We start from the raw sequence: 22,298 nt of genomic DNA on the forward strand, positions 1-22,298 counted from the left end.
TAGGAAAAAGCTACGCCTTGTAGGAAATGCGGTCAAGGTCTCGTTGGCCCCACCTGCCGGAGGACGGGCGGAGTATGTCGCGTCTGGCGGCGCCGCCCAGCCCTGCCCGGCGCCCGATGCGCTGACCAATGATCGACCGAGCAGGCTCGTACGTGCTCACGGCCGGCTCCGTCGGCCACGACTACAGCGGTTCGAATGCCGTTGTCGCCGCGGCCAATTCGGAGATGACATCCGCGACCTCTTTGCGGCGGCGCCAGGCCCGGCGTTGCCGCATGGCTCCGTTGCCCTGCTCGGCGATGCGGGTCAACTCGTCGCGCGCCATGTCATAGTCGCCCAGCGCTTCCAGGGCCGGGCGGAGGTGCTCGATGAATCCGGCCAGCAGCACCCGGGCCGGCGCCATCGAGCAGTCACCCGCCAAATCGATCGCCTCACCGTCGAGGCCATCATGGGCCGCCTTCCAGTGCGCGGCGCGCAGCGTCCAATCCGCAAGGCGCGGTACCGATTCCCCGCGCTCCTTCGCGTCCAGCGCCATCATCACCGCGGCGCGGATGAGCGTGGCCAGCAACACCGTCTCGGCCACGGTTGCCGGCACGTCGGCCACCCGCACCTCCACGGTCGGAAAGTTGGCCGACGGCCGCACATCCCAATAGAGCATGCCGTCGTCGAGCACCGCGCCGGCCCGCGACAGGGTGCGGGTGACAGCGTCGTAGTCCTCAGGCGATTCGAAATACGGCGGGGGCCCGGCGCTCGGCCAGCGGGTCCACAACACGCCGCGGAAGCTGGCATAGCCGCTGTCGGTGTTGCGGTAGATCGCCGAGTTCGCACTCAAGGCAAGGAGCAGGTGCAGGTAGGGCCGGAGCCGGTTGCTGACGTCGACCGCGGCCTCCCGGCTGGGCACTTCGACGTGCACGTGACACCCGCAAATCCCCTGTTCATGGGCGATCATGCCGAACCGATCGGCGATGCGGGCATACCGCTCTTTCGTCGTCACCGGGAACGCGTGCGGCACCGTCGGCGGCAGCGCGACAGCCAGCAGCCGCGCCCGCTCCGCCTCGGCCGACTCGGTGGCCACGCGACGCAGCCGCGTCAGTTCCGTACGCAGATCACCGCTGCTGCTCATCACGGCAGTGGTGGTCTCGACCTGGCACCGGGTCAACTCGAGCTGCAGATCGACACCGCGCGCGGCGGCATACTCCGCGACCGCCTGATTGCGTGGCACGGGCGCACCATCACGGTGATCGACGAGGAGAAACTCTTCCTCGACCCCGAAAGTCGGCAGGTCGGTCATGGCACCCGGAATGCCCCCGAGGCCGCCAGGGCAAACCTGCCGCGGCTACGGCGACAGGCCGTCGCGCAGCACCTCGGCCGCCGCCACGCTCAGCTCCGGCCCGCCGGGCAACCGCGCCAGCACCGGCCACGGCGCGGGCAGCGGCGCACCCTCTAACCCGAGATACTTCGCCGTCTCGGTGTCGTGGATGCCGTACCGCACGCCACTGTCCGTCACCAGGTACAGCGGCCCGGTCACCGACCCGCCGGTGACCCCGGTCGCGTGCACGTACGCATACCGGCCCGGCGGTAATGCCACTGCGTCGATGTTCGGACCGTCGCCGTCGTCTTGCGCGAGCGTCACCGCGGCCGCACCCGGTTTCCCCTGCACGACAACGGTTTCCGCACGGTCATCGTCGGCTCGCCAGCGCGCGCAGACCGGTACTTCGTGCGGCAGGGGCGGTCGCGCCTCGTCCGGAAAGGTCGACACCGCAAGGTCGTCGACAGCGGATATTGCGGCGATGGCCGCTGGCGCCACGGTGCGCAGGTCACCGTCGGCCACCCCGTGGGTGAACCGGATGACGTCGGCCGCGACGTCGCCGACGCGCTGCAGACCGCCGCTCAGGACCACGTGATGTTCCGGCGCGTCGGCGCGGCTCACCCGCAATACCTGGCCGACGACGAAACCGCCCGGCCCCGTCCTGCCGAGACCCGGGATCGGCGGCGCGGTGATCGCGGGCGCTTCGGGCAGCAGGTCGAGAAATGATCGCGACACCGGCCGGGGCGTCGCGCCGTCGAGCCGCAGCGCCCGGACCACCGCGAGGTCACGCAGGTCCACCGCGGCGCGCTTACCGTCGTACAGCAGATACGCGGTGGCCAGGTGCTCCCCCGCCGCCGTCGCCAGGATCGGCCGCGCGCCATCCGGTCCCACGGCGTCCACACCGGCGATCAGTGTCGTCCGTCCGCTGTCGCACACCTGCCACGACGCCGTCGCGAGCGGCCGGCCCAATTCTGCCGGCGCACCGGGGATTCCGACGAGAGGCCCGCGCGCCGCGCCGGCGATCGCGTCGGCGTCGACCGCCACCGGGTTGGCCGCGGACCTGGCGACCAACCGGGCCGACGCGAGATTCAGCGCGGGATGCCACGTCGACCCGATCCGCACATACAGCGCGCCGGTGTCCCGGACCATGACGATCGGCGCGTCCCCCAGCCGGCCCGCCGGTGATGCGATCGCGATCACCGCGCAGACCGCCACCGCCAACAGCCCGGCGAGCCATCCCGACGCGTACGAAATCGATTGCGCACGAACCGGTTCGTCGACCATCGCCGCGTCGCCGCGCACCAGCGCGTGGATCAACCGCTGCGTCTGAAAACGCCGCCCGCTGGCTTCCAGCCGCGCGCCCTGCCCCCGAGCCATGTCCATCCCCCGGCTAGCAGCCTAACCGCGGGCAACGGCACGCCCCGACGCCAATTCTCGCCAGGGATTTGTGCACGATTTTCCGCGCTGACCGCGGAAAATCGTGCACAAATCCCTAGGAGACGTCGACCCAGTCCAGGGTGCGGCCGACGGCCTTCTGCCAGCCGGCGTATCCGGCGGAGCGCTGGCCGTCGTCCCACGACGGGGCCCAGCGCTTGTGCTCATGCCAGTTGGCGCGCAGCTCGTCGGGGTTCGACCAGAACCCGACACCGAGCCCGGCGGCGTAGGCCGCGCCGAGCGCCGTGGTCTCGGCGACAACGGGTTTCACCACTTCGACGCCCAGCACATCGGCCTGGATCTGCATGCACAGTTCGTTGGCGGTGATGCCGCCGTCGACCTTGAGCACCTCGAGGTGCACGCCGGAGTCCGCGGCCATGGCGTCGACGACGTCGCGGCTCTGGTAGCAGATGGCCTCGAGTGTGGCCCGGGCGATGTGGGCGTTGGTGTTGAACCGCGACAGCCCGACGATCGCCCCGCGCGCGTCCGAACGCCAGTACGGCGCAAAGAGTCCCGAGAACGCCGGCACGAAGTAGACGCCACCGTTGTCCTCGACCTGGCGGGCCAGTGTCTCACTGTCCGAGGCACCCGCGATGATGCCCAGCTGGTCCCGCAGCCACTGCACGGCCGATCCGGTGACGGCGATCGAACCTTCAAGGGCGTAAACGGGTTTCGCATCACCGAACCGGTAGCACACCGTCGTCAGCAGCCCGTGCTCGGAGCGCACGATCTTCTCGCCGGTGTTGAGCAGCAGGAAATTGCCTGTGCCATAGGTGTTCTTGGCCTCGCCCGCCGACAGGCACACCTGCCCGACCATGGCGGCCTGCTGGTCGCCGAGGATGCCGGTGACGGGCACCGGCGCACCCAGGGGGCCGTCGGCCGCGGTCAGTCCGTAGGGCTCCGACACCGACGACGACGCGATGGTCGGCAGCATCTGGCGCGGAATCCCGAAGAACGACAACAGTTCGTCGTCCCAGTCGAGGGTCTCGAGGTTCATCAGCATGGTGCGGCTGGCGTTGGTGACGTCGGTGATGTGCACGCCGCCGCGGGTGCCGCCGGTCAGGTTCCACAGCACCCAGGTGTCGCAGGTGCCGAAGATCGCGTCACCACGTTCGGCGGCTTCGCGCACGCCGTCGACGTTCTCGAGGATCCACTGGATCTTGCCGCCGGAGAAGTAGGTCGCCGGCGGCAGGCCGGCCTTGCGGCGGATGACGTCGCCGTGGCCGTCGCGGTCCAGCGCGGAGGCGATGCGGTCGGTGCGGGTGTCCTGCCAGACGATCGCGTGGTGGTACGGGCGCCCGGTGCGCTTGTTCCACACCATCGTCGTCTCACGCTGGTTGGTGATGCCGAGCGCGACGAGATCGGACGCCGACAGCCGGGTCTTGTTCAGCGCGGTCTGCAGCACCGAGCCGGTGCGCTCCCAGATCTCGACGGGATTGTGCTCGACCCACCCGGCCCGCGGCAGGATCTGCTCGTGTTCGAGCTGGTGGCGTCCGACCTCGCGACCTGAGTGATCGAAGATCATCGCCCGGGTGCTGGTGGTGCCCTGGTCGATGGCCGCCACGAATTCGGCCAATGGCCCGTCCTTCCGCTCGAACGTCCTGTCGCGCAGACGCTGCGTCCGCTGTCGGACATCACGGTAGGAGACGCGGGCTCCTCACGCGATGCATTGCGGTATCCGGCGCCGGGCGCGTCGGGCGCCGACGGTCAGTTCTCGCGGGCGCGACGTTCGCGGTACGCCGCGACGTGCTGCCGGTTCCCGCAGTTCCCGGTGTCGCAGAAGATGCGGGATCGGTTGCGCGACATGTCGATCAGCACCGCGGTGCAGTCCGACGCCGCGCACGTCTTGAGCCGGCGCAGTTCACCGGCGCGGATCAGGTCGGCGAGGGCCATCGCCATCTCGGCGCCCATCCGCTGGGCCAGTGGGTCCCGGTCGGCCGCCAGGTGCAGGTGCCATTCCGGCATCTCGGGGTGCCGCGTCAGCCATGGGTTGGCGCGGGTGTCGCGGAGCAGGGCGTTGACACGGTCGACTACCGCCTCCTCGTCCCCAACCACGGCCCACAACTCACCGAGGCGCTCGCGGAGCGCCTGCACCGCGGCCAGCTCCGCGGTGTCGCGGTCGCGCCGGCCCGTCCAGCCGAAGTCGTTCAGATACCCGTCGAGAGCCGCCAGATCGGCCAGCTGGTCACCGTCGACCCGATCACTGTTGATCAACACGCACGCGGCGCGCAGCGTGAGTTCCGTGTCATGACTGAAATTCATTTGACTCGTTACACCCGCCCTCCGTAGCGTCATGACCAATCCCAACTTCACTCATTACATCATCGGAGGTGGCCCGTGACTGCGTCGAACGGCACCACGGCCGGCCACTTCCGGACCGGCATGATCTTCGCCGTCGCATCGGCGTTCACCTTCGGCATGGCCGGCGCGCTCGGCAAGTCCCTGATCGAGGCCGGCTGGAGCCCCACCGCCGCGGTGGTCGCCCGGCTGACCGGCGGCGCGCTCATCATGGCCGTCGTCGCGACCATCCTGCGCCGGGGCTGGGTGCGCGAAGCCCTGAGCCACAAAGGGACCGTCGTCGCCTACGGCGCCATCCCGATCGCGGGCGCCCAGCTGTGCTACTTCAACGCCGTCACCTATTTGCCGGTCGGCGTGGCCCTGCTGCTCGAGTACGCCGCACCCCTGCTGGTGGTCGGCTGGGTATGGGCCACGACCCGGCGCCGCCCCAGCACCCTCACGCTCGCCGGCGTCGCGATCGCCATCGCCGGCATCACGCTGGTGCTCGGCCTGGTCGGACCCGGCAGCCACACCGGAACCCAGATCAGCCTCGCCGGCATCGCCTGGGGCATGGGCGCCGCCATCTGCGCCGCCTGCTACTTCGTCATGTCCGACAAGGCCAGCGCCGACGGCACCGGCCTGCACTCCATCACCCTGGCCACCGGCGGCCTGATCGTCGGCGCCGCGGCGGTGGCACTGCTGGGCGTCTCGGGCGTCATGCCGCTGGCCTTCACCAGCCACGCCACCACGCTGGCCGGCCTGACGACGTCCTGGCTGGTCCCCGTCATCGCCCTGGCCATCGTGCCGACCGCGCTGGCCTACACCTTCGGCATCATGGGCATCGCCCGCCTGCAGCCCCGGTTCGCCTCGCTGGTCGGCCTGTCCGAGGTGATGTTCGCCGTGCTGGCGGCGTGGGCACTGCTGGGTGAGGCCATCACCGGAATCCAATTGCTGGGCGGCGCGGTGGTGCTGGCCGGTCTGGCGCTTGCCCGCCAGGGCGACCGCGGCGAAGCGACCTGGCACGACGACTGGCCCGACAGCCCGGAGGGTTTGCCAGCAGGTCAAACAATTGGCCGTAGTTGAGCCCCATATGTGAAGATGGCCCGCGTGACCTTGCTCAGCATGTCGGTCCGAGTGGCCGCAATCGCCGCCACCGTCATCTCCGGAACCGCGCTGCTGCCGTCGGCACCCGCCCAGGCAGACCCCTGCCCGAACATCGAGGTGATCTTCGCCCGCGGCACGCACGACGACCCCGGCATGGGCCGCGTCGGCTCGGTCCTGGTCGACGCCATCCAGCCCCTGGTCGGCAGCCGCACGGTCACCGGCTACGCCGTCGAGTACCCGGCGTCCTACGACTTCCTCACCGCACAGGACGGCGCGGCAGACGCGCAGAACCGCATCGCCTTGATGGCGCAGCAGTGCCCCAGCACCAAGATCGTGCTCGGTGGGTACTCGCAGGGCGCCGCGGTCGTCGACATGCTGGCCGGCGTTCCGCCGCTCGGTGACCGCATCGGCGATGTCGGCTCGGCACCGCCGCTGCCCGCAGAGCTCGCGAACCGGGTCGCGGCTGCCGCCGTATTCGGCAACCCGTCAGCGAAATTCAGCCATCCGCTGGACTCCATGGGCCTGTTCTCGAACCGCTCGGTCGACCTGTGTCTGTGGGGCGACCCGATCTGCTCGCGTGGCCGAAACCCGTTCGCGCACTCGCGCTATGAGTCGTCCGAGTACATCGGGCAGGCCGCGCAGTTCATCGCCTCGCGCGTCTGACCGGCCGCTAAGCGCCTGTCGCCGAACCACATCCGGACTCACGGTTAGGATTCGGTGTGATCATCAGTGCACTGCGCCGGGCCTTCGCCGGCACCGCAACCACCGTAATCATGGCCGGCATCACAGTGCTGACGCCGCCGTCGCTGGGTGCCGTCGGCACCGCCGCCGCAGCCAACTGCCCCGACATCGAGGTGACGTTCGCCCGCGGTACGTCCGAAGACCCCGGTCTGGGCCGGGTCGGCGGGGCGTTCGTGAATCAGTTGCGCAACAAGGTCGGTGGCCGCTCGGTCGGGGCCTACGCCGTCGTCTACCCGGCGTCGTACGACTTCCTTGCCGCCGCTGACGGCGCCAACGACGCCAGCGCCCACGTCCAGTGGATGGCCGAGAACTGCCCGAACACCCGGCAGGTGCTCGGCGGCTACTCGCAGGGCGCCGCGGTGATGGACGTCATCGGCGCCATCCCGGTTCCGGGCATCGGTTTCAACAACCCGCTGCCGCCGGAGGCCGCCGGCCACGTCGCGGGGATCGCGGTGTTCGGCAACCCGTCCGCCAAGTTGGGCCTGCCGTTGACGGCAAGCCCGGTGTGGGGCGGCAAGGTCATCGACCTGTGCAACGCGGGCGATCCGATCTGCCAGACCGACGGTCAGAGCGTGCCCGCGCACAAGAGCTATGCGGGCGGCCCGACCAACGAAGCGGCCAACTTCGTCGCCGGATTGTTGTAAGGCTGGCATCATTTCTCGACGAGACCGTCAATTCGTCGGGATACCATCGGATTTGTGATTGGCCGCCGGACGCTCTGTGTGCTGATCACCGCTCTGACTGTCGGCGTCGCGCCAATGTCCGTGTTGCTCACGGACATTGGCGTGGCGAACGCCGCTGCCACCTGCGCACCCGCGGAGGTCGTGTTCGCGCGCGGCCGGATGGAACCGCCCGGACCCGGACAGGTCGGCGCCGCATTCGTCACCGCGCTGCGTCAGCTCCGCGGCCCGAATATCGGTCTGTACCCGGTGAATTACCCCGCGGACACCCAGGTCGACGTTGGCGCCAATGACATGAGCCGGCGTGTGCAATGGCTCGCCCGCAACTGCCCTGCGACCAAAATCGTGCTCGGCGGTTACTCATTGGGCGCAGCCGCCACCGATCTGGTTATCGCCGTGCCCATTTCGGCCTTCACCTTCAACAGTCCCCTGCCCCGTGGCGCCGATCAGCACATCGCGGCCGTCGCGCTCTTCGGCAATGGCGCCAACTGGGCGCTGCCCATCACCGCGTTGAGCCCGACGTACCAGAATCGGACCATCGATCTCTGCCATTCCGACGACCCGGTCTGTAATCCGAGCAGCCCCTACAAGTGGCGTTCGGAGTGGCAGGATCACCTCGCTCCGGGCTACATCAAGTCTGGCATGGTGAACCAGGCCGCGAAGTTCGTAGCGGCGCGGCTGTGACGCGCCGCTAGACTCCAGCCATGACCCCCCGCTCCGTGTTGACGTCCGTCCGGTCTGCCGTCGCCCTGGCCGGCGTGGCAGCGTCGGTTGCCACCGGGCTGGTGGCGGCCACGGCCGCCGCCCCCGCTGATGTCATCGGCGCCGCAGCGGCGGACCCGTGCCCGCAAGCGGAGGTGATCTTCGCCCGCGGCCGCAATGAGCGACCGGGCGTCGGCCGGGTGGGCGGCGCATTCGTCGATGCGCTGCGCGCCAAGACACCGCTGAACGTGGGGGTCTACGCGGTGAACTACCCCGCCAACGTCGAGATCGCCCAGGGCGCCAACGACATCAGCTCGCGTATCCAGGACATGGCCGCGCGGTGTCCCGACACCAGGTTGATCATCGGCGGTTACTCGCTGGGCGCGGCGTCGGCGGCCGTGGCATTGTCGTCCGACGGCAAGGGATTCGGATTCAACCGCCCGCTGCCGCCCGGGATGGACACCCACATCGCGGCCGTCGCACTGTTCGGCAACGTCACCCACCGCATGGTCGGCTCCAACATCGGCGCGGCCTACCTGGATCGCACCATCGATCAGTGCAACGGCGCCGATCCCGTGTGCATGGCCGGACTTCCGCAGACCATCACCCAACTGCAGGGCGACTGGCAGAACCACCTGCAGGACGGCTACATCGGGTCCGGCATGGTCGATCAGGCCGCCGACTTCGTCGCCGCCCGCTTGGCACCGCCCCCGCCGGCGCCGGCCCCGTGAGCTAGTCGAGCGTGCGTAGATCCCGGGTGACAGTGATCCGGGATGCCAGCTGATCGTCGGGCGGGTAGTCCACCGACACCAGCGTCAGGCCCCGCGCCGGAGCGGCGGCGTACTCACTGGACCGGCTGTCGGCCGCCAAAAGGCCTGCGATCCAACCGGGTTCGCGACGACCTTCCCCCACGGCGAGCAACGCGCCGACCAGCGACCGCACCATGTTCCAGCAGAAGGCGTCGGCCGTCACGTGAGCGGTGACCAGGTCACCCGAGCGCCGCCAGTCCAGACGCTGCAGATCCCGGATGGTCGTCGCGCCCTCCCGGAATCGGCAGAACGCGGCAAAATCCTGCAGCCCCAACAACTCCTGCGAGGCGGCCGTCATCGCGTCCAGATCGAGCGGCCGCGGCCACGGCGTGATGAACCGGGCCTGTTGTGGCTCAACGCCGTAGGGCGCCAACGACAACCGGTATTCGTAGTGCCGCCGCAACGCCGAGAACCGGGCGTCGAAACCCGCTGCGGCCCGGGCGATCTGGCGCACCCGCACATCGGCGGGCAGGAACCGGGCGAGCCGGCGCACCAGCGGCAAGAACTCCGGATCGTCCGGACGGGGTGTGCGCGGATAAGCGAATCTCAGTGCGGCAGAAGGCACGTCAACGTGTGCGACCTGCCCGGTGGCATGCACGCCGGTATCGGTCCGGCCCGCGGTGACCAGGCGCACCGGCTCCCGGAACACCGTCGACAACGTCTCCTCGATGACGCCCGCGACCGTGCGCTGCCCGGCCTGCGGTGCCCAACCGGCAAATTCGGTGCCGTCGTATGAGATATCCAGCCGTAAACGAGTTTCTGGGCGAGCGGAGCGACGGGATGAAGAAACAAGCCCGCCATTCGACTGAATGGCGGGCACGTCGTTCACAGCGTGATTAGGACTTGGCCTCATCCTCGGTCGCCTCAGCCTCGGCCTCAGCGGTCTGAGCGTCGGCGATGCCCTCGTCAGCAGCCTCGACCTCGGCAACCGGAGCCTCGACAGCGGCTTCTTCAGCGGGAGCCTCGGCCTCGGCAGCCTTCGCCTGAGCGGCGGCCGCACGACGGGCGCGGTCGGCCTCGGAGACGACGGTCTTCTCCCGAACCAGCTCGATCACGGCCATGGGGGCGTTGTCGCCCTTGCGGTTCTCGACCTTGATGATGCGGGTGTAGCCGCCCTCGCGGTCCGCGAAGTGCGGTGCGATCTCGGCGAACAGGGTGTGCACCACGTCCTTGTCGCGGATCTTCTTCATCACCTCGCGCCGGTTGTGCAGCGCGCCCTTCTTGGCGTGGGTGATGAGCTTCTCGGCGTACGGACGCAACGCCCGGGCCTTGGCATCAGTGGTCTTGATGCGGCCGTGCTCGAACAGCGAGGTGGCCAGGTTGGCCAGGATCGCCTTCTGGTGCGACGACGACCCGCCGAGGCGAGCACCCTTAGTGGGTTTGGGCATTGCAACTTCTCCTAATTGGGGCCGGCCCCCGTATCAGGTAGGGCCGGGACGGAACTTCTTTATTACAGCTGTTCGGTTTCGGCGTAGTCCTGGTCGGCGTCCAGGTCATAGCTGGCATCGCTGTTCCAGGTGCCGGTGGCCACGTCGTAGCCGGCGACCTGCGACGGGTCGAACGTGGCGGGGCTGTCCTTGAGCGAGAGACCCAGCTGGTGCAGCTTGATCTTGACCTCGTCGATGGACTTCTGGCCGAAGTTACGGATGTCCAGCAGGTCCGACTCGGTACGCGAGACCAGCTCGCCGACGGTGTGCACACCCTCGCGCTTGAGGCAGTTGTACGACCGCACGGTCAGCTCCAGGTCGTCGATCGGCAGCGCGAACGAGGCGATGTGGTCTGCCTCGGCCGGCGACGGGCCGATCTCGATGCCCTCGGCCTCGACGTTGAGCTCCCGGGCCAGACCGAACAGCTCGACCAGCGTCTTGCCGGCCGAAGCCAGGGCGTCACGCGGGGCGATCGAGTTCTTGGTCTCGACATCCAGGATCAGCTTGTCGAAGTCGGTGCGCTGCTCGACGCGGGTGGCCTCCACCTTGTAGGTGACCTTCAGCACCGGCGAGTAGATCGAGTCGACCGGGATACGGCCGATCTCGGCACCCGAAGCCTTGTTCTGCACGGCCGGGACGTAACCGCGGCCGCGCTCGACGACGAGCTCGACCTCCAGCTTGCCCTTGTCGTTCAGGGTGGCGATGTGCATGTCCGGGTTGTGGACCGTCACGCCGGCCGGGGGCACGATGTCACCGGCGGTGACGGCACCCGGGCCCTGCTTGCGCAGGTACATGGTGACCGGCTCGTCCTCTTCCGAGGAGACGACCAGGCCCTTGAGGTTCAGGATGATGTCGGTGACGTCTTCCTTGACCCCGGGGACGGTGGTGAACTCGTGCAGGACACCGTCGATGCGGATGCTGGTGACCGCCGCGCCCGGGATGGACGACAGCAGCGTGCGCCGCAGCGAGTTGCCCAGGGTGTAGCCGAAGCCCGGCTCCAGCGGCTCGATGGTGAACCGCGACCGGTTGTCGGCCAGCACGTCCTCGGACAGGGTGGGTCGCTGAGAGATCAGCATTTTTCTATCTCCTTCTCGGCACCCGCTATTTGATGCCGGTTTGGTTGGTGCCCGCCCGGGATTGGGCGGGCCACCAGGACTCGAATTACTTCGAGTAGAACTCGACGATCAGCTGCTCGGTGAGCGGCACGACGATCTGGGCACGCTCGGGCAGCTGGTGCACGAGGATGCGCTGACGCTCGCCGACAACCTGCAGCCACGACGGCACCGGACGCTCGCCGGCGACCTCACGGGCGATCTGGAACGGCAGGGTGTTCAGCGACTTCGGCTTGATGTCGATGATGTCGTACTGCGACACCCGGTAGCTCGGGATGTTCACCTTGACACCGTTGACGGTGAAGTGGCCGTGGCTGACCAGCTGACGGGCCATGCGGCGGGTACGGGCCAGACCGGCGCGGTACACGACGTTGTCCAGACGGCTTTCGAGGATCTGCAGCAGGTTCTCACCGGTCTTGCCAGCCTTGCGGTTGGCTTCCTCGTAGTACTTGCGGAACTGCTTCTCCATGACGCCGTAGGTGAAGCGGGCCTTCTGCTTCTCCTGCAGCTGGGTGCGGTATTCGCTCTCCTTGATCCGCGCGCGGCCGTGCTGGCCGGGCGGGTAGGGGCGCTTTTCGAACGACTGATCGTCACCGACGAGGTCGACGCCGAGGCGGCGCGACTTGCGGGTGGCGGGTCCGGTATAACGAGCCATTTTTCAGATCCTCCCTAGACCCGGCGCCGCTTGGGCGGACGGCAGCCGTTGTGCGGCTGCGGCGTGACGTCGGAAATCGCGCCAACCTCGAGGCCGGCGGCCTGCAGCGAACGGATCGCGGTCTCGCGGCCCGAACCCGGCCCCTTCACGAAAACGTCGACCTTCTTGACACCGTGCTCCTGCGCCTTGCGGGCAGCGTTCTCGGCGGCGAGCTGCGCGGCGAACGGGGTGCTCTTGCGCGAACCCTTGAAGCCGACGTGACCCGACGAGGCCCAGGCGATGACGTTGCCCTGGGGATCCGTGATCGAGACGATGGTGTTGTTGAACGTGCTCTTGATGTGAGCGGCGCCGTGCGGGACGTTCTTCTTTTCCCGGCGACGAGTGGGCTTGCCGCGCTTGGAAGCAGCGCCGGCTTTCTTGGTGGGTGCCATTTACTTACCTGGCCTTCTTCTTGCCGGCGATGGTGCGCTTCGGGCCCTTGCGGGTACGCGCGTTGGTCTTGGTGCGCTGGCCACGCACGGGCAGGCCACGACGGTGGCGCAGGCCCTGGTAGCAACCGATCTCGATCTTGCGACGGATGTCGGCCTGCACCTCGCGGCGCAGGTCACCCTCGACCTTGAGGTTGCCTTCGATGTAGTCGCGCAGCTGGGTCACCTGGTCGTCGGTGAGGTCCTTGGTGCGCAGGTCCCGGTCGATGCCGGTGGCGGCCAGGATTTCCTGGCTGCGGGTACGGCCGATGCCGTAGATGTAGGTCAGCGCGATCTCCATGCGCTTGTCGCGCGGGAGATCAACGCCCATGAGGCGTGCCATCAGGCAGTGTTCCTTTTCATTGCGGAGGTCTGATCCCAGTCCGTTCCCCGTCTTGGTCGGGGTCCGGCCTCCGTGCCGGACGTGGTTGAGGGCCGTCTGCCCTCAGTGGTACTGGGAGGTCTGCATTCAGTTTTGGGTGCTGCTTGAGCTGGTGTTTAGCCCTGCCGCTGCTTGTGCCGCGGGTCAGAGCAGATCACCATGACCCGGCCGTGGCGGCGGATCACCCTGCACTTGTCGCAGATCGGCTTGACGCTCGGGTTCACCTTCACGACTTAGCGATCCTTTTCTCGGTTCTGAATTGATGGTGCTCGGGCGAGTTACTTGTAGCGGTACACGATGCGGCCACGGGACAGGTCGTACGGAGAGAGCTCCACTACGACACGGTCCTCCGGCAGGATGCGGATGTAGTGCTGCCGCATCTTGCCGCTGATGTGGGCGAGCACCTTGTGACCGTTCTCCAGCTCAATGCGGAACATCGCATTGGGCAGGGGCTCGATCACGCGACCCTCGACCTCGATGGCGCCGTCTTTCTTGGCCATACTCTTTGGTAATCCTCTGGTTCTTCGGTTTCGTATCTCATACGCCCGTGCTTGGCGCAGAGCCCACCCCGGCTACAAGAACGTGGACTTAATGCCAGGAAATTCCGGGGAACTTCAGAACAGAGCACGCAAAGAGCCGGCGCAGAAGCTGCACCGTTGGTCCACGATACCCGCTCGGACCCCAGGGACCAAAATCCGCGGAGCACCCCGGCAGAGGCCAGGTAGGCGCATCGTCTTCGCAAGTCAGGGCGCATGATGAACAGCGATGACTGGACCCGCTTCCCCGGCTCGCAATCCGGTGATTCTCACCGTTGACGATGATCCCGCAGTGTCCCGGGCCGTCGCCCGCGACCTGCGCAAACACTACGGTGAGCGCTATCGGATCGTACGCGCCGAATCTGGACAGGACGCGCTGGTCGCGATCAACGAGCTGCAGCTACGGGGCGACACCGTGGCGATGTTCATCGCGGACTACCAGATGCCGGAGATGAACGGCATCGACTTCCTGGAACTGGCCATGGACGTGTTCCCGCTGGCCCGCCGCGTGCTGCTGACCGCGTACGCGGACACCCATGCCGCGATCAACGCCATCAACCTGGTCGACCTGGACCACTACCTGCTCAAGCCGTGGGACCCGCCCGAGGAGAAGCTGTACCCGATCATCGACGGCCTGCTGGAGGCCTGGCATGAGGTCGGCGACCGCGCCGTCCCCCACACCAAGGTGATCGGCCACCGGTGGAATCCCCGCTCGTGGGAGGTCCGCCAGTTCCTGGCCCGCAACCAGCACTACTACCGCGCGTACGCGTCGGACGAGCCCAAGGGCAAGCAGCTGCTGACCGCCGCCGGCCTGGACGGGCTGGAGCTGCCGGTGGTGATCTCCGAGCAGGGCGAGACGCTGGTCCAGCCGACGGACGCGCAGCTGGCCGGAATGCTCGGCCTGTCGACCACACCGTCGTTGGAGATGTACGACCTGGCCGTCATCGGCGGCGGACCGGCCGGCCTGGCGGCCGCGGTGTACGGCGCGTCCGAGGGGCTGCGCACGGTCCTGATCGAGCGCACCACCACCGGCGGGCAGGCGGGCCGCAGCTCGCGCATCGAGAACTATTTGGGCTTCGAGACCGGCATCTCGGGCGCCGAGCTGACGACCTCGGCGCGGCGGCAGGCCGAGCGCTTCGCCGCCGAGGTCATCACCACCCGTGAGGTCGTCGGGCTGGACGTCTCGTCGCTGGCCAGCAAGACGCTGACCTTCGACGACGGCCGGAGTATCACCGCGCGGTCGGTCATCCTGGCCACCGGCGTCGACTACCGGCATCTGCAGGTCGCCGGGTGCTGGGAGGACCCCGACAGCGTCGGCAACAGCTATGTCGGCAACGGCGTCTTCTACGGCGCCTCGGTGTCGCAGGCCTCCGAATGCGCCGGCGAGGACGTCTACATCGTCGGCGGCGCGAACTCCGCCGGCCAGGCCGCGATGTTCATGTCGCAGCAGGCCAAGTCGGTGACGCTGCTGGTACGCGGCAAGTCGCTCGAGGCGTCGATGTCCTACTACCTGATCCAGCAGATCGAGAACACCCCGAACATCAGCGTCCGGACCTGCACCGAGGTGGTCGACACCTGCGGCGAGGACGGGCACCTGACCGGGCTGTGGCTGGTCAACAACGCCACCTGCGAGCGCGAGCACGTCGAGTCGACGCGCCTGTGCTGTTTCATCGGCGCCACCCCGCGCACCCAGTGGCTGGAGAACGCCGGCATCGCCCGCGACGACCACGGCTTCATCCTCACCGGCCCGGATCTCAAGGACGTCTGCGGCTGGAACCTGGACCGGCCGCCGCACCACTTGGAAACAAGTGTGCCCGGTGTGTTTGTTGCAGGAGATGTCCGCGCTGAATCGGCCAAACGGGTCGCAGCCGCGGTTGGCGAAGGCTCGATGGCAGTGATGCTGGTGCACCGGTATCTGGCCGAGACGTAGGAGGAGACCGGTATGGGCGAAACGTGCGCGCGAAGTGAACTGAAAACGCTGTTCCTTTTCGAGGCGTTGACCGACGAGCAGCTGGACACGCTGTGCGCCAACGGTCACATCGCGACGTTCGAGCCCGGCCCCGTCTGCACCGAAGGCGAACCGGCCACCTGCTTCTACGTCATGCTCGACGGCGAGCTGGTGATGTCGATGAAGTCGGGCGGCATCGACATCGAGACCAACCGCACCTCGATGCGCGGCGTGTACTGCGGCGCCTGGTCCGCGTACATCCCCGACGAGCAGCCGGTCTACGAGGCGTCGGTGCGGGTGACCAAGCCGTCGCGGTTCTTCGTCCTGGACGCCAACGCCTACGCCGACTTCATGCGCAAGGAATTCCCGATGGCGGTGCACCTGCTGGAGGGCCACAAGGTCGGCGGCCGCCGCGGGCGGCAGATCGTCGGCCAGCGCGAGAAGCTCCTCGCGCTCGGCCAGCTCTCGGCAGGGCTGACCCACCAGCTCAACAACCCGGCTGCCGCGACCGCCCGCGCCGTCGCCGACCTGCACGACCGGATCGGCAAGATGCGCCACAAGCTCGCCATGCTGGCCGACGGCCAGGTCAGCCCGCAGTCGCTGCGGGTGCTGGTCGGCATCCAGGAGGGCATCGCCGAGCAGGTGGCCAAGGCCAGGACCCAGGAACTGTCGGCCATCGAGGCGTCCGACCGTGAAGACCAGATCGGCGAATGGCTGGAGGACCACGACATCGCGTCCGCGTGGGACTACGCCCCCACCTTCGTCGACGCCGGCCTGGATGTCGCTTGGCTGGAAGGCATTTCGTCATCCATCGGGAGCGCCGACTCGTCCGCGACGTTGCAGGGCGCGCTGGGCTGGCTGAAGTACACCATCGACACCGAGCTGCTGATGTGTGAGATTTCCGAAGCGAGCAAGCGGATTTCGACGCTGCTGGCCGGTGCCAAGCAGTACTCCCAGATGGACCGGGCCCCCTATCAGAACGCCAACGTGCACGACCTCCTGCGCAGCACGCTGATGATGTTCGGTGACCGCATCGGCAAGGACGGCACCACCTGCGTCAAGGTCGTCAAGGAGTACGACCCGGCGCTGCCCGAATTGCAGTGCTACCCAGCAGATCTGAACCAGGTGTGGACGAACATCATCGACAACGCACTGCAGGCCATGAAGGGCTGTGGAGTGCTGACGATCCGCACCAAGCGCGCCGGCGACGACACCGTCCGGATCGAGATCAACGACAACGGCCCGGGCATTCCGCCCGACGTCATCGAGCGCATCTTCACCCCGTTCTTCACGACCAAGCCGTTCGGCGAGGGCACCGGCCTGGGGCTCGATCTGGCGTGGCGCATCATCTGCGAGAAGCACCACGGCAACATCTACGTCGAATCCAAGCCGGGCGACACCACGTTCATCGTCACGCTGCCCGTGCACGCACCCGCGCCAGAAGAAATTCTGGCTGGGACAACGGGATAGTTCGAATCACCGCGCGCCGAACGGAATAGCCGCCCGCGCCCCATAGTTGCCGCAAAGGTGACCAAACCAGACCTTGGGCGCTACGGCGTATTCGGGCGCGGCGCGACGCCGCAACAGGCAGCAGAAATCGAAGCGCTGGGCTACGGCGCGATCTGGGTCGGGGGATCCCCGCCCGCGGAACTCGACTGGGTCGAGCCACTGCTCGGCGCGACGGAGCGGCTGAAGGTCGCGACCGGCATCGTCAACATCTGGACGGCGGCAGCGGGACCGGTGGCCGAGTCGTTCCACCGCATAAACACTGCGTATCCGGGCCGGTTCCTGCTGGGCATCGGCGTCGGGCACCCGGAGGCCATCACCGAGTACAAGAAGCCGATCGATGCGCTGAACGAGTATCTCGACAAACTCGACGAGTACGGCGTCCCGAAGGAACACCGCGTCGTGGCCGCGCTCGGCCCGCAGGTGCTCAAGCTCTCGGCCCGCCGCAGCGCCGGCGCACACCCGTATCTGACCACCCCGGAGCACACCGCCGAGGCGCGTGAATTGATCGGGCCGGACGCGTTCCTCGCGCCCGAGCACAAGGCGATCCTCACGACCGATGCGGAGAAGGCTCGCGCGGTCGGACGCCAGGCCCTGGAGATTTACCTCAATCTGAACAATTACCTCAACAGCTGGAAACGGTTGGGGTTCACTGACTCTGACGTCGCCAAGCCCGGCGGTGACGGGCTCGTCGACGCGGTGGTCGCGTACGGCACCGTCGACGCGATCGCCGCCCGGCTCAAGCAGCACCTCGACGCCGGCGCCGACCACGTACCGGTTCAGGTGCTGACGTCGCCCGAGAAACTGGTACCCGCACTGACCGAACTCGCCGGCCCGCTGGGCCTGCGGTAACTGGAAGGATCGCGCATGAGCAAGCTGGATCTGGGCCGCGTCGGGGTGTGGACGTTCGGCGCCCCTACGCCCGAGCAGGCCGCCGAGATCGAGAAGTTGGGGTACGGCGCGGTGTGGCCGGGCGGCTCCCCCGCCGGCGACCTGGCGTTCGTCGAGCCGATCCTGGCCGCGACGGAGAAATTGCAGGTGGCCACCGGCATCGTCAACGTGTGGACGGCCCCGGCCGGGCAGGTCGCCGAGTCGTACCACCGGATCGAGGCGGCCTACCCGGGACGGTTCGTGCTGGGCGTCGGCATCGGCCACCCCGAGCACACCAAGGAGTACCGCAAGCCCTACGACGTCCTCGTCGAGTACCTGGACGAGCTGGACGCCGCGGGCGTTCCGGTCGCGCGCCGGGTGGTCGCGGCCCTCGGCCCGAAGGTGTTGCGGCTGGCGGCCGACCGCAGCGCCGGTGCGCACCCGTACCTCACCACCCCTGAGCACACGGCAGAAGCGCGCCAGCTCATCGGGCCGGACGCGTTCCTGGCACCCGAGCACAAGGTCGTGCTGACCGACGGATCGGCCGAGGCCACCGCGGAGGCACGGGCCATCGGCCGGCAGACCGTCGACTTCTACCTGAATCTCAGTAACTACCTGAACAATTGGCGCCGGCTCGGCTTCTCCGAAGACGACATCGCCAAGCCGGGCAGCGACGCGTTGATCGACGCGGTGGTCGCGCACGGAACACCCGATGCCATCGCCGCACGGCTCACCGAGCATCTCGACGCCGGCGCCGATCACGTGACCGTCCAGGTGCTGGGCGGCTGGGACAAGCTGGTGCCGACGCTGACGGCGCTGGCGGGTCCGCTCGGCTTACGCGGATAGCCTGGCGCTCAGCGCTTTTGGCCTTGACCGTCCTGCTGGTCGTGGTGCTGCCAGATGCGGCGCAGCCAGTCCCAGTGCGGCCGGCGCTGCGTCGGCTTCGGGGCCTCGGCGATGGGCGGCGCGGCAACCGGCTGCGGCGGCACGACGGCCTTCGGCGGGACGACGACGGGCGCGCTCACCACGCCGGCCACCGGCGCCGGTGCCGGACCTGCCACATGATTGGCGGTCGCCATCGGGGCCGCGGCCGGCGCGACGTACGGAGTCGACCGCGTGTGGTCGACGACGGCCAGCGGAGTCGACGGCTCATCGCTGCCGCCGAGGAGGATCGCGCCGAGCGCGGCAGCGACGGTGACCCCGCCGAACACCACCGCGACGAGCGCGCCCCGTGTGCTTTTCGGTGGCCGCGTCGACGCGAGCGGTGCGGCGGGAATCAGGTTCGGCGCCAAAGGTTCTTCGGCGTCTCCCGACTCGGCCAGCGACCAGGCCAGCGCCCCGAACGGCATCGTCGGGAGCCCGTGGAGGCTTCCACTGGCCGGGTCGGATGAGTACTCCAGGTTCGGCAGTGTGGCGGTCATGGCAGTGGACATGGCGTGCTCCTGTGTCGTTCTCGCGGTCCCGGATGGGCGGCTCTCACAGGTAGGAGTCGCGCGGCACCCACGACGGGACAACTTTTGGCGGGCTTTGCTTCTCGGCTCGACATCGGCCGGGCTAGTAGATGATTGGTCCCTGCGTCGTCGTCACCGGTGCCGGCTCAACGGGCCCGATCGGGCCCGTGGGCAACGGCCGCGGGCGGGGCGGCTTGGGCGTGCCGGTCGGTGTCGTCGGAGTTGGCGATGGCAGCGGCTCGGCGATGATGGGCGGCGTCTGGCTGGGCGACGGCTGCTCGGAGACGACGGGCGGCCGCGGATGGTGCGTCGGCAACGGCCGCGGCGACGGCGGCGGCGTCACGACCGGCGCGGCCGGCGGCAGCGGCACCGGCGACTGCTGCGGCGGCGGGACCGCCCGTGGCGGAAGGACCGTCGTCGGCTCGATAGGCGCGGTGACGACGGCGGTCGGGCTGGGAGGAGGTGCGACGGTCGTGGTCACCGGGTTCTCCGGCGTCGTGCTCGGTGGCGGGGTGACGGAGGTAGTGACGCCTTTCGGGGCGACCGGGGCGTTGGTTTCGTACCGCCAGGCGATGGTCAGCGCCAGCACGATCAGTGGAATGCCGATCAGCAGCGACATCGTCAGCATCACGCGGCCATTCGGCTGCCTGGTGGCCGGTTCCGCGGCGAGCCCGTCGGCCGCGGCGAACTGCTCGGTCGGCGCATCCGGCAGCGCACTCTGTGCCGCGGTGGGTGCGCTGTCCAGATCGGCGGACGCCGAGGTCAGCTGAATCCGATTCAGTGTGCGGTCGCGCAGCCAGGTCGGCGCGGGGATGAACAGCGGCGTGCCGCCGAGCAGCGCGACCGGGTTGACCATCCGGCGACGGTCCTGATCGCACGTCAGGCAACTTTCGATGTGACGGGCGATCCGCTTGCGCATCAGGATGGTGAAAGTCCCGTCCCACCCGGCGAGGATCGCGCCCAACTCCGCACAGCTGTTACCACTCTGTCCGCGTCGGGCGACCAACAGCGCGCCCAGCGAGCGTTCCATGGTGTCGCGCAACCGCTGCATGATCTTCTTGGCGCTGGCGGTACTGACGCCGAGGGCCTCGGCAAGTTCAGGCCCCTCCAGTCCGTGGCGGTAGCCCAGCTCCAGCACCGCGCGGTCGCGGTCGGACAACCCGCCGGCCGCTTCGGCGACCAGTTTGGCCAGTTCGTTGCGGGCTGCCAGCGTGTCGGGCCCGGCGTCCCCGGACGCCTCGTCGGGCAGTTCTTCTGACGGTTCTTCGCGGCGCCGCTGCCGGATCCGGCGCAGCGCCTCGTTCCTGGCGATCGCGTACAGCCAGGGGCGCAGCTTGTCGGGCTCCCGCAACTTGTCCAAAGCTGTTGCGGCAGTGCAGAACACGTCCTGGACGCAGTCCGCGGCAGCATCGCGGTCCCGGACCATGCCGACGCAGAAGTCGTGGAGCCGGTCGGCATAGCGGTCATAAATACCGGCAAATGCCATGCGGTCTCCGGAGAGCGCGGCGCCGACCAAGTCGGCGTCGCTGACAATGTCCCAATCTGGCACTGCGGTCATGAGACGGGCTCCCGTACCGGATCGATCGCCGGTATGCACTGATGCTAATCCGGCGAAGGCGAGATGGTTTGCCGAATCAACGAGCATCGGCGTTGGCTTCATTGAGGAGAACGAGAGCAGCCCGGACCCGGTTCAACACCGGACCCGGCTGCGTCTCGAATCCGCGCAGGCGGGGTGCCATCACGGCCAGTCAGTGCTTCTTGTGGTCGGAGTGCTTCCAGTCCCAGTCGTACCAGTGCCAGTAGTAGTGGCAGTGCTCCCAGTCCCACCGGGCCCACGAGCAGTAGTCGTGGCCCCAGGTCTGCGGAGCAGGGATGGACGGCTGGGCTTGTGCGGTGCCCGCCGTCAGGCCCATGCCGGCCAGGGCCATGCTGCCGGACAGCAGCGCTGCCGCGGCAGCCCGCTTCGCAAGAGACTGCCGCTTGGCAGGGGTGTTGTTGGTCATTTCGCGCTCCTTGTTCGGTGTTGCAGACGCCCCGTGCGGGCTCTGTCATAGGTAGGAGCGCGACCCCCGGACGCCGGGGACACTTTTTTCGGAAGAATCCGAATTGCCACGAAAAAACTTGTCAGACTCTGCTGCCGGCAGTGCTCATACCAGCATGAGCAACCATTCACCGACCCCGTGGAACCCCGACACCGACAACACCATCGCGGCTGACGCCATAGACGCCGGCCCGCGTTCGGCGACCTTCTCCCGGCTCGCGTACAGCGACCAACTCGACATACCCGATGCGCCGGAGGACGAACTCACCGTCGCCGTCGGCACCGACGACGGCCGCTGGGCCCGGCGCCGCGTGGCGCTTGCCCTGGGCGGTGCGGCCAGTGTGATCGTGGCGTCGGCCGCCGTGGCGTTCACCGCGATCAGTTCACTCGACGCGGGGACCTCTGTGGCGGCCGCCGGCGGCTCGACTGCCGTTCCCGCGGCCGCGCCCACCGTTCTGGTGCAGCCGCCGGCGGCACTTCCGGCGCCCTCTGCCCCGCAGGCGGCACCGGCCGTTCCGGTAGTTCCCGACCACGTGCCGGCGGCCGCGCCTCAGCGACCGGCCGCACCGGTCGTCACCGCGGCACCCGCAGCCGGTCCCGCCCCCGAGGTCGTGCCACCGGCTCCCGCACCAGAGGCGATCCCGGAACCGCCCGCGCAACCACTGCCCACGTTCCCGCCCATCGTCATCAACCTGCCGGCGCCGCCGGTCGCGCCGCCCAAGGAACCGCCCACCAAGCCTGAACCGCCGGCGCTGAAGGGCCCGCTCGCCATTCCGAGCCCCGGAAAGACCCCGCCCGTCAACCCGAATCTGCCTCTAGATGCCGGCTGACATCCGGCCCACGCACAAGC

Annotated in this window: 25 protein-coding genes; 10 read left to right on the forward strand and 15 right to left on the reverse strand. The window is 68.4% G+C overall.

Annotation, left to right across the window (positions count from 1 at the left end):
* Nucleotides 1–181 precede the first annotated feature (181 nt).
* The 4 genes from VXD91_RS29465 to VXD91_RS29480 all read right to left on the reverse strand — a co-directional run bounded on the left by VXD91_RS29465 (nucleotide 182) and on the right by VXD91_RS29480 (nucleotide 5,002).
* Complete coding sequence (locus VXD91_RS29465; protein WP_346417052.1) at nucleotides 182–1,288, reverse strand: glutamate--cysteine ligase; 1,107 nt, start codon at nucleotides 1,286–1,288, stop codon at nucleotides 182–184.
* Nucleotides 1,289–1,333: 45 nt separating this feature from the next.
* Nucleotides 1,334–2,683 carry a type VII secretion protein EccB gene (gene eccB / locus VXD91_RS29470; RefSeq protein WP_318987025.1) on the reverse strand — a complete coding sequence of 450 codons (1,350 nt, stop codon included), beginning with the start codon at nucleotides 2,681–2,683 and terminating at the stop codon, nucleotides 1,334–1,336.
* Between the two features lie 115 nt (nucleotides 2,684–2,798).
* Nucleotides 2,799–4,316, reverse strand: coding sequence for a glycerol kinase GlpK (gene glpK / locus VXD91_RS29475; RefSeq protein ID WP_318987024.1), 1,518 nt, complete (start codon nucleotides 4,314–4,316; stop codon nucleotides 2,799–2,801).
* Between the two features lie 131 nt (nucleotides 4,317–4,447).
* Complete coding sequence (locus VXD91_RS29480) at nucleotides 4,448–5,002, reverse strand: CGNR zinc finger domain-containing protein (protein ID WP_318987023.1); 555 nt, start codon at nucleotides 5,000–5,002, stop codon at nucleotides 4,448–4,450.
* A 120-nt stretch (nucleotides 5,003–5,122) separates the two neighbouring features.
* Here VXD91_RS29480 and VXD91_RS29485 point away from each other — a divergent pair, with 120 nt between their 5' ends.
* The 5 genes from VXD91_RS29485 to VXD91_RS29505 all read left to right on the forward strand — a co-directional run bounded on the left by VXD91_RS29485 (nucleotide 5,123) and on the right by VXD91_RS29505 (nucleotide 8,975).
* On the forward strand, nucleotides 5,123–6,100 hold the full coding sequence (locus tag VXD91_RS29485) for an EamA family transporter (protein ID WP_318987045.1): 978 nt from the start codon (nucleotides 5,123–5,125) through the stop codon (nucleotides 6,098–6,100).
* A 15-nt stretch (nucleotides 6,101–6,115) separates the two neighbouring features.
* Nucleotides 6,116–6,784: a cutinase family protein gene (locus VXD91_RS29490; RefSeq protein ID WP_318987022.1), complete on the forward strand. Its 669-nt coding sequence runs from the start codon at nucleotides 6,116–6,118 to the stop codon at nucleotides 6,782–6,784.
* Nucleotides 6,785–6,894: 110 nt separating this feature from the next.
* Nucleotides 6,895–7,506 carry a cutinase family protein gene (locus tag VXD91_RS29495; RefSeq protein WP_318987044.1) on the forward strand — a complete coding sequence of 204 codons (612 nt, stop codon included), beginning with the start codon at nucleotides 6,895–6,897 and terminating at the stop codon, nucleotides 7,504–7,506.
* Between the two features lie 114 nt (nucleotides 7,507–7,620).
* Nucleotides 7,621–8,226: a cutinase family protein gene (locus VXD91_RS29500; protein ID WP_318987043.1), complete on the forward strand. Its 606-nt coding sequence runs from the start codon at nucleotides 7,621–7,623 to the stop codon at nucleotides 8,224–8,226.
* A 20-nt stretch (nucleotides 8,227–8,246) separates the two neighbouring features.
* Entirely contained in the window at nucleotides 8,247–8,975 is a 729-nt protein-coding gene (locus VXD91_RS29505) for a cutinase family protein (RefSeq protein ID WP_318987021.1), read from the forward strand.
* A gap of 1 nt (nucleotide 8,976) precedes the next feature.
* On the opposite strand, the gene truA is transcribed toward VXD91_RS29505, so the two are convergent.
* The 8 genes from truA to infA form a co-directional block, all read right to left on the reverse strand.
* The gene (gene truA, locus VXD91_RS29510) at nucleotides 8,977–9,882 is read right to left on the reverse strand and encodes a tRNA pseudouridine(38-40) synthase TruA (RefSeq protein ID WP_346417053.1); all 906 of its coding nucleotides are present in this window, start codon (nucleotides 9,880–9,882) and stop codon (nucleotides 8,977–8,979) included.
* A 7-nt stretch (nucleotides 9,883–9,889) separates the two neighbouring features.
* A complete protein-coding gene (gene rplQ / locus VXD91_RS29515; protein ID WP_020101464.1) occupies nucleotides 9,890–10,441 on the reverse strand; it encodes a 50S ribosomal protein L17 in 552 nt (183 codons plus the stop codon).
* A gap of 62 nt (nucleotides 10,442–10,503) precedes the next feature.
* The gene (locus tag VXD91_RS29520; RefSeq protein ID WP_060998916.1) at nucleotides 10,504–11,556 is read right to left on the reverse strand and encodes a DNA-directed RNA polymerase subunit alpha; all 1,053 of its coding nucleotides are present in this window, start codon (nucleotides 11,554–11,556) and stop codon (nucleotides 10,504–10,506) included.
* 85 nt (nucleotides 11,557–11,641) lie between these two features.
* The gene (gene rpsD / locus VXD91_RS29525) at nucleotides 11,642–12,247 is read right to left on the reverse strand and encodes a 30S ribosomal protein S4 (protein WP_060998918.1); all 606 of its coding nucleotides are present in this window, start codon (nucleotides 12,245–12,247) and stop codon (nucleotides 11,642–11,644) included.
* 14 nt (nucleotides 12,248–12,261) lie between these two features.
* Entirely contained in the window at nucleotides 12,262–12,678 is a 417-nt protein-coding gene (rpsK, locus tag VXD91_RS29530) for a 30S ribosomal protein S11 (RefSeq protein ID WP_020101461.1), read from the reverse strand.
* Nucleotides 12,679–12,682: 4 nt separating this feature from the next.
* Nucleotides 12,683–13,057, reverse strand: coding sequence for a 30S ribosomal protein S13 (gene rpsM / locus VXD91_RS29535; protein ID WP_060998921.1), 375 nt, complete (start codon nucleotides 13,055–13,057; stop codon nucleotides 12,683–12,685).
* Between the two features lie 155 nt (nucleotides 13,058–13,212).
* On the reverse strand, nucleotides 13,213–13,326 hold the full coding sequence (gene rpmJ / locus VXD91_RS29540) for a 50S ribosomal protein L36 (protein ID WP_003879483.1): 114 nt from the start codon (nucleotides 13,324–13,326) through the stop codon (nucleotides 13,213–13,215).
* 48 nt (nucleotides 13,327–13,374) lie between these two features.
* The gene (infA, locus tag VXD91_RS29545; RefSeq protein ID WP_003886926.1) at nucleotides 13,375–13,596 is read right to left on the reverse strand and encodes a translation initiation factor IF-1; all 222 of its coding nucleotides are present in this window, start codon (nucleotides 13,594–13,596) and stop codon (nucleotides 13,375–13,377) included.
* 265 nt (nucleotides 13,597–13,861) lie between these two features.
* On the opposite strand from infA, the gene VXD91_RS29550 reads away from it, so the two are divergent.
* Genes VXD91_RS29550 through VXD91_RS29565 form a run of 4 tightly spaced genes read left to right on the forward strand, consistent with a single transcriptional unit; the run spans nucleotide 13,862 to nucleotide 18,802 of the window.
* The gene (locus VXD91_RS29550) at nucleotides 13,862–15,562 is read left to right on the forward strand and encodes an FAD-dependent oxidoreductase (RefSeq protein ID WP_064858360.1); all 1,701 of its coding nucleotides are present in this window, start codon (nucleotides 13,862–13,864) and stop codon (nucleotides 15,560–15,562) included.
* A gap of 12 nt (nucleotides 15,563–15,574) precedes the next feature.
* The gene (locus tag VXD91_RS29555; RefSeq protein ID WP_060998925.1) at nucleotides 15,575–17,050 is read left to right on the forward strand and encodes an ATP-binding protein; all 1,476 of its coding nucleotides are present in this window, start codon (nucleotides 15,575–15,577) and stop codon (nucleotides 17,048–17,050) included.
* A gap of 57 nt (nucleotides 17,051–17,107) precedes the next feature.
* Nucleotides 17,108–17,938 (forward strand): LLM class F420-dependent oxidoreductase, encoded by an 831-nt coding sequence (locus tag VXD91_RS29560; protein ID WP_064858361.1) that lies wholly within the window; start codon nucleotides 17,108–17,110, stop codon nucleotides 17,936–17,938.
* Nucleotides 17,939–17,953: 15 nt separating this feature from the next.
* Complete coding sequence (locus tag VXD91_RS29565) at nucleotides 17,954–18,802, forward strand: LLM class F420-dependent oxidoreductase (protein ID WP_060998928.1); 849 nt, start codon at nucleotides 17,954–17,956, stop codon at nucleotides 18,800–18,802.
* Nucleotides 18,803–18,810: 8 nt separating this feature from the next.
* Here the strand turns inward: VXD91_RS29565 and VXD91_RS29570 are convergent, their stop codons facing one another.
* From VXD91_RS29570 to VXD91_RS29580, 3 genes are all read right to left on the reverse strand, one after another.
* The gene (locus tag VXD91_RS29570; RefSeq protein WP_346417054.1) at nucleotides 18,811–19,389 is read right to left on the reverse strand and encodes a hypothetical protein; all 579 of its coding nucleotides are present in this window, start codon (nucleotides 19,387–19,389) and stop codon (nucleotides 18,811–18,813) included.
* A 121-nt stretch (nucleotides 19,390–19,510) separates the two neighbouring features.
* Nucleotides 19,511–20,965, reverse strand: a complete 1,455-nt coding sequence (locus VXD91_RS29575) for a sigma-70 family RNA polymerase sigma factor (RefSeq protein WP_346417055.1) — start codon at nucleotides 20,963–20,965, stop codon at nucleotides 19,511–19,513.
* A gap of 190 nt (nucleotides 20,966–21,155) precedes the next feature.
* The gene (locus tag VXD91_RS29580; protein ID WP_073696978.1) at nucleotides 21,156–21,410 is read right to left on the reverse strand and encodes a hypothetical protein; all 255 of its coding nucleotides are present in this window, start codon (nucleotides 21,408–21,410) and stop codon (nucleotides 21,156–21,158) included.
* Nucleotides 21,411–21,564: 154 nt separating this feature from the next.
* On the opposite strand from VXD91_RS29580, the gene VXD91_RS29585 reads away from it, so the two are divergent.
* Nucleotides 21,565–22,278, forward strand: coding sequence for a hypothetical protein (locus tag VXD91_RS29585; RefSeq protein ID WP_346417056.1), 714 nt, complete (start codon nucleotides 21,565–21,567; stop codon nucleotides 22,276–22,278).
* The last annotated feature ends 20 nt before the right edge of the window (nucleotides 22,279–22,298 follow it).

It is taken from the genome of Mycobacterium sp. SM3041 (assembly GCF_039668335.1).
Classification (GTDB): Bacteria; Actinomycetota; Actinomycetes; order Mycobacteriales; family Mycobacteriaceae; genus Mycobacterium.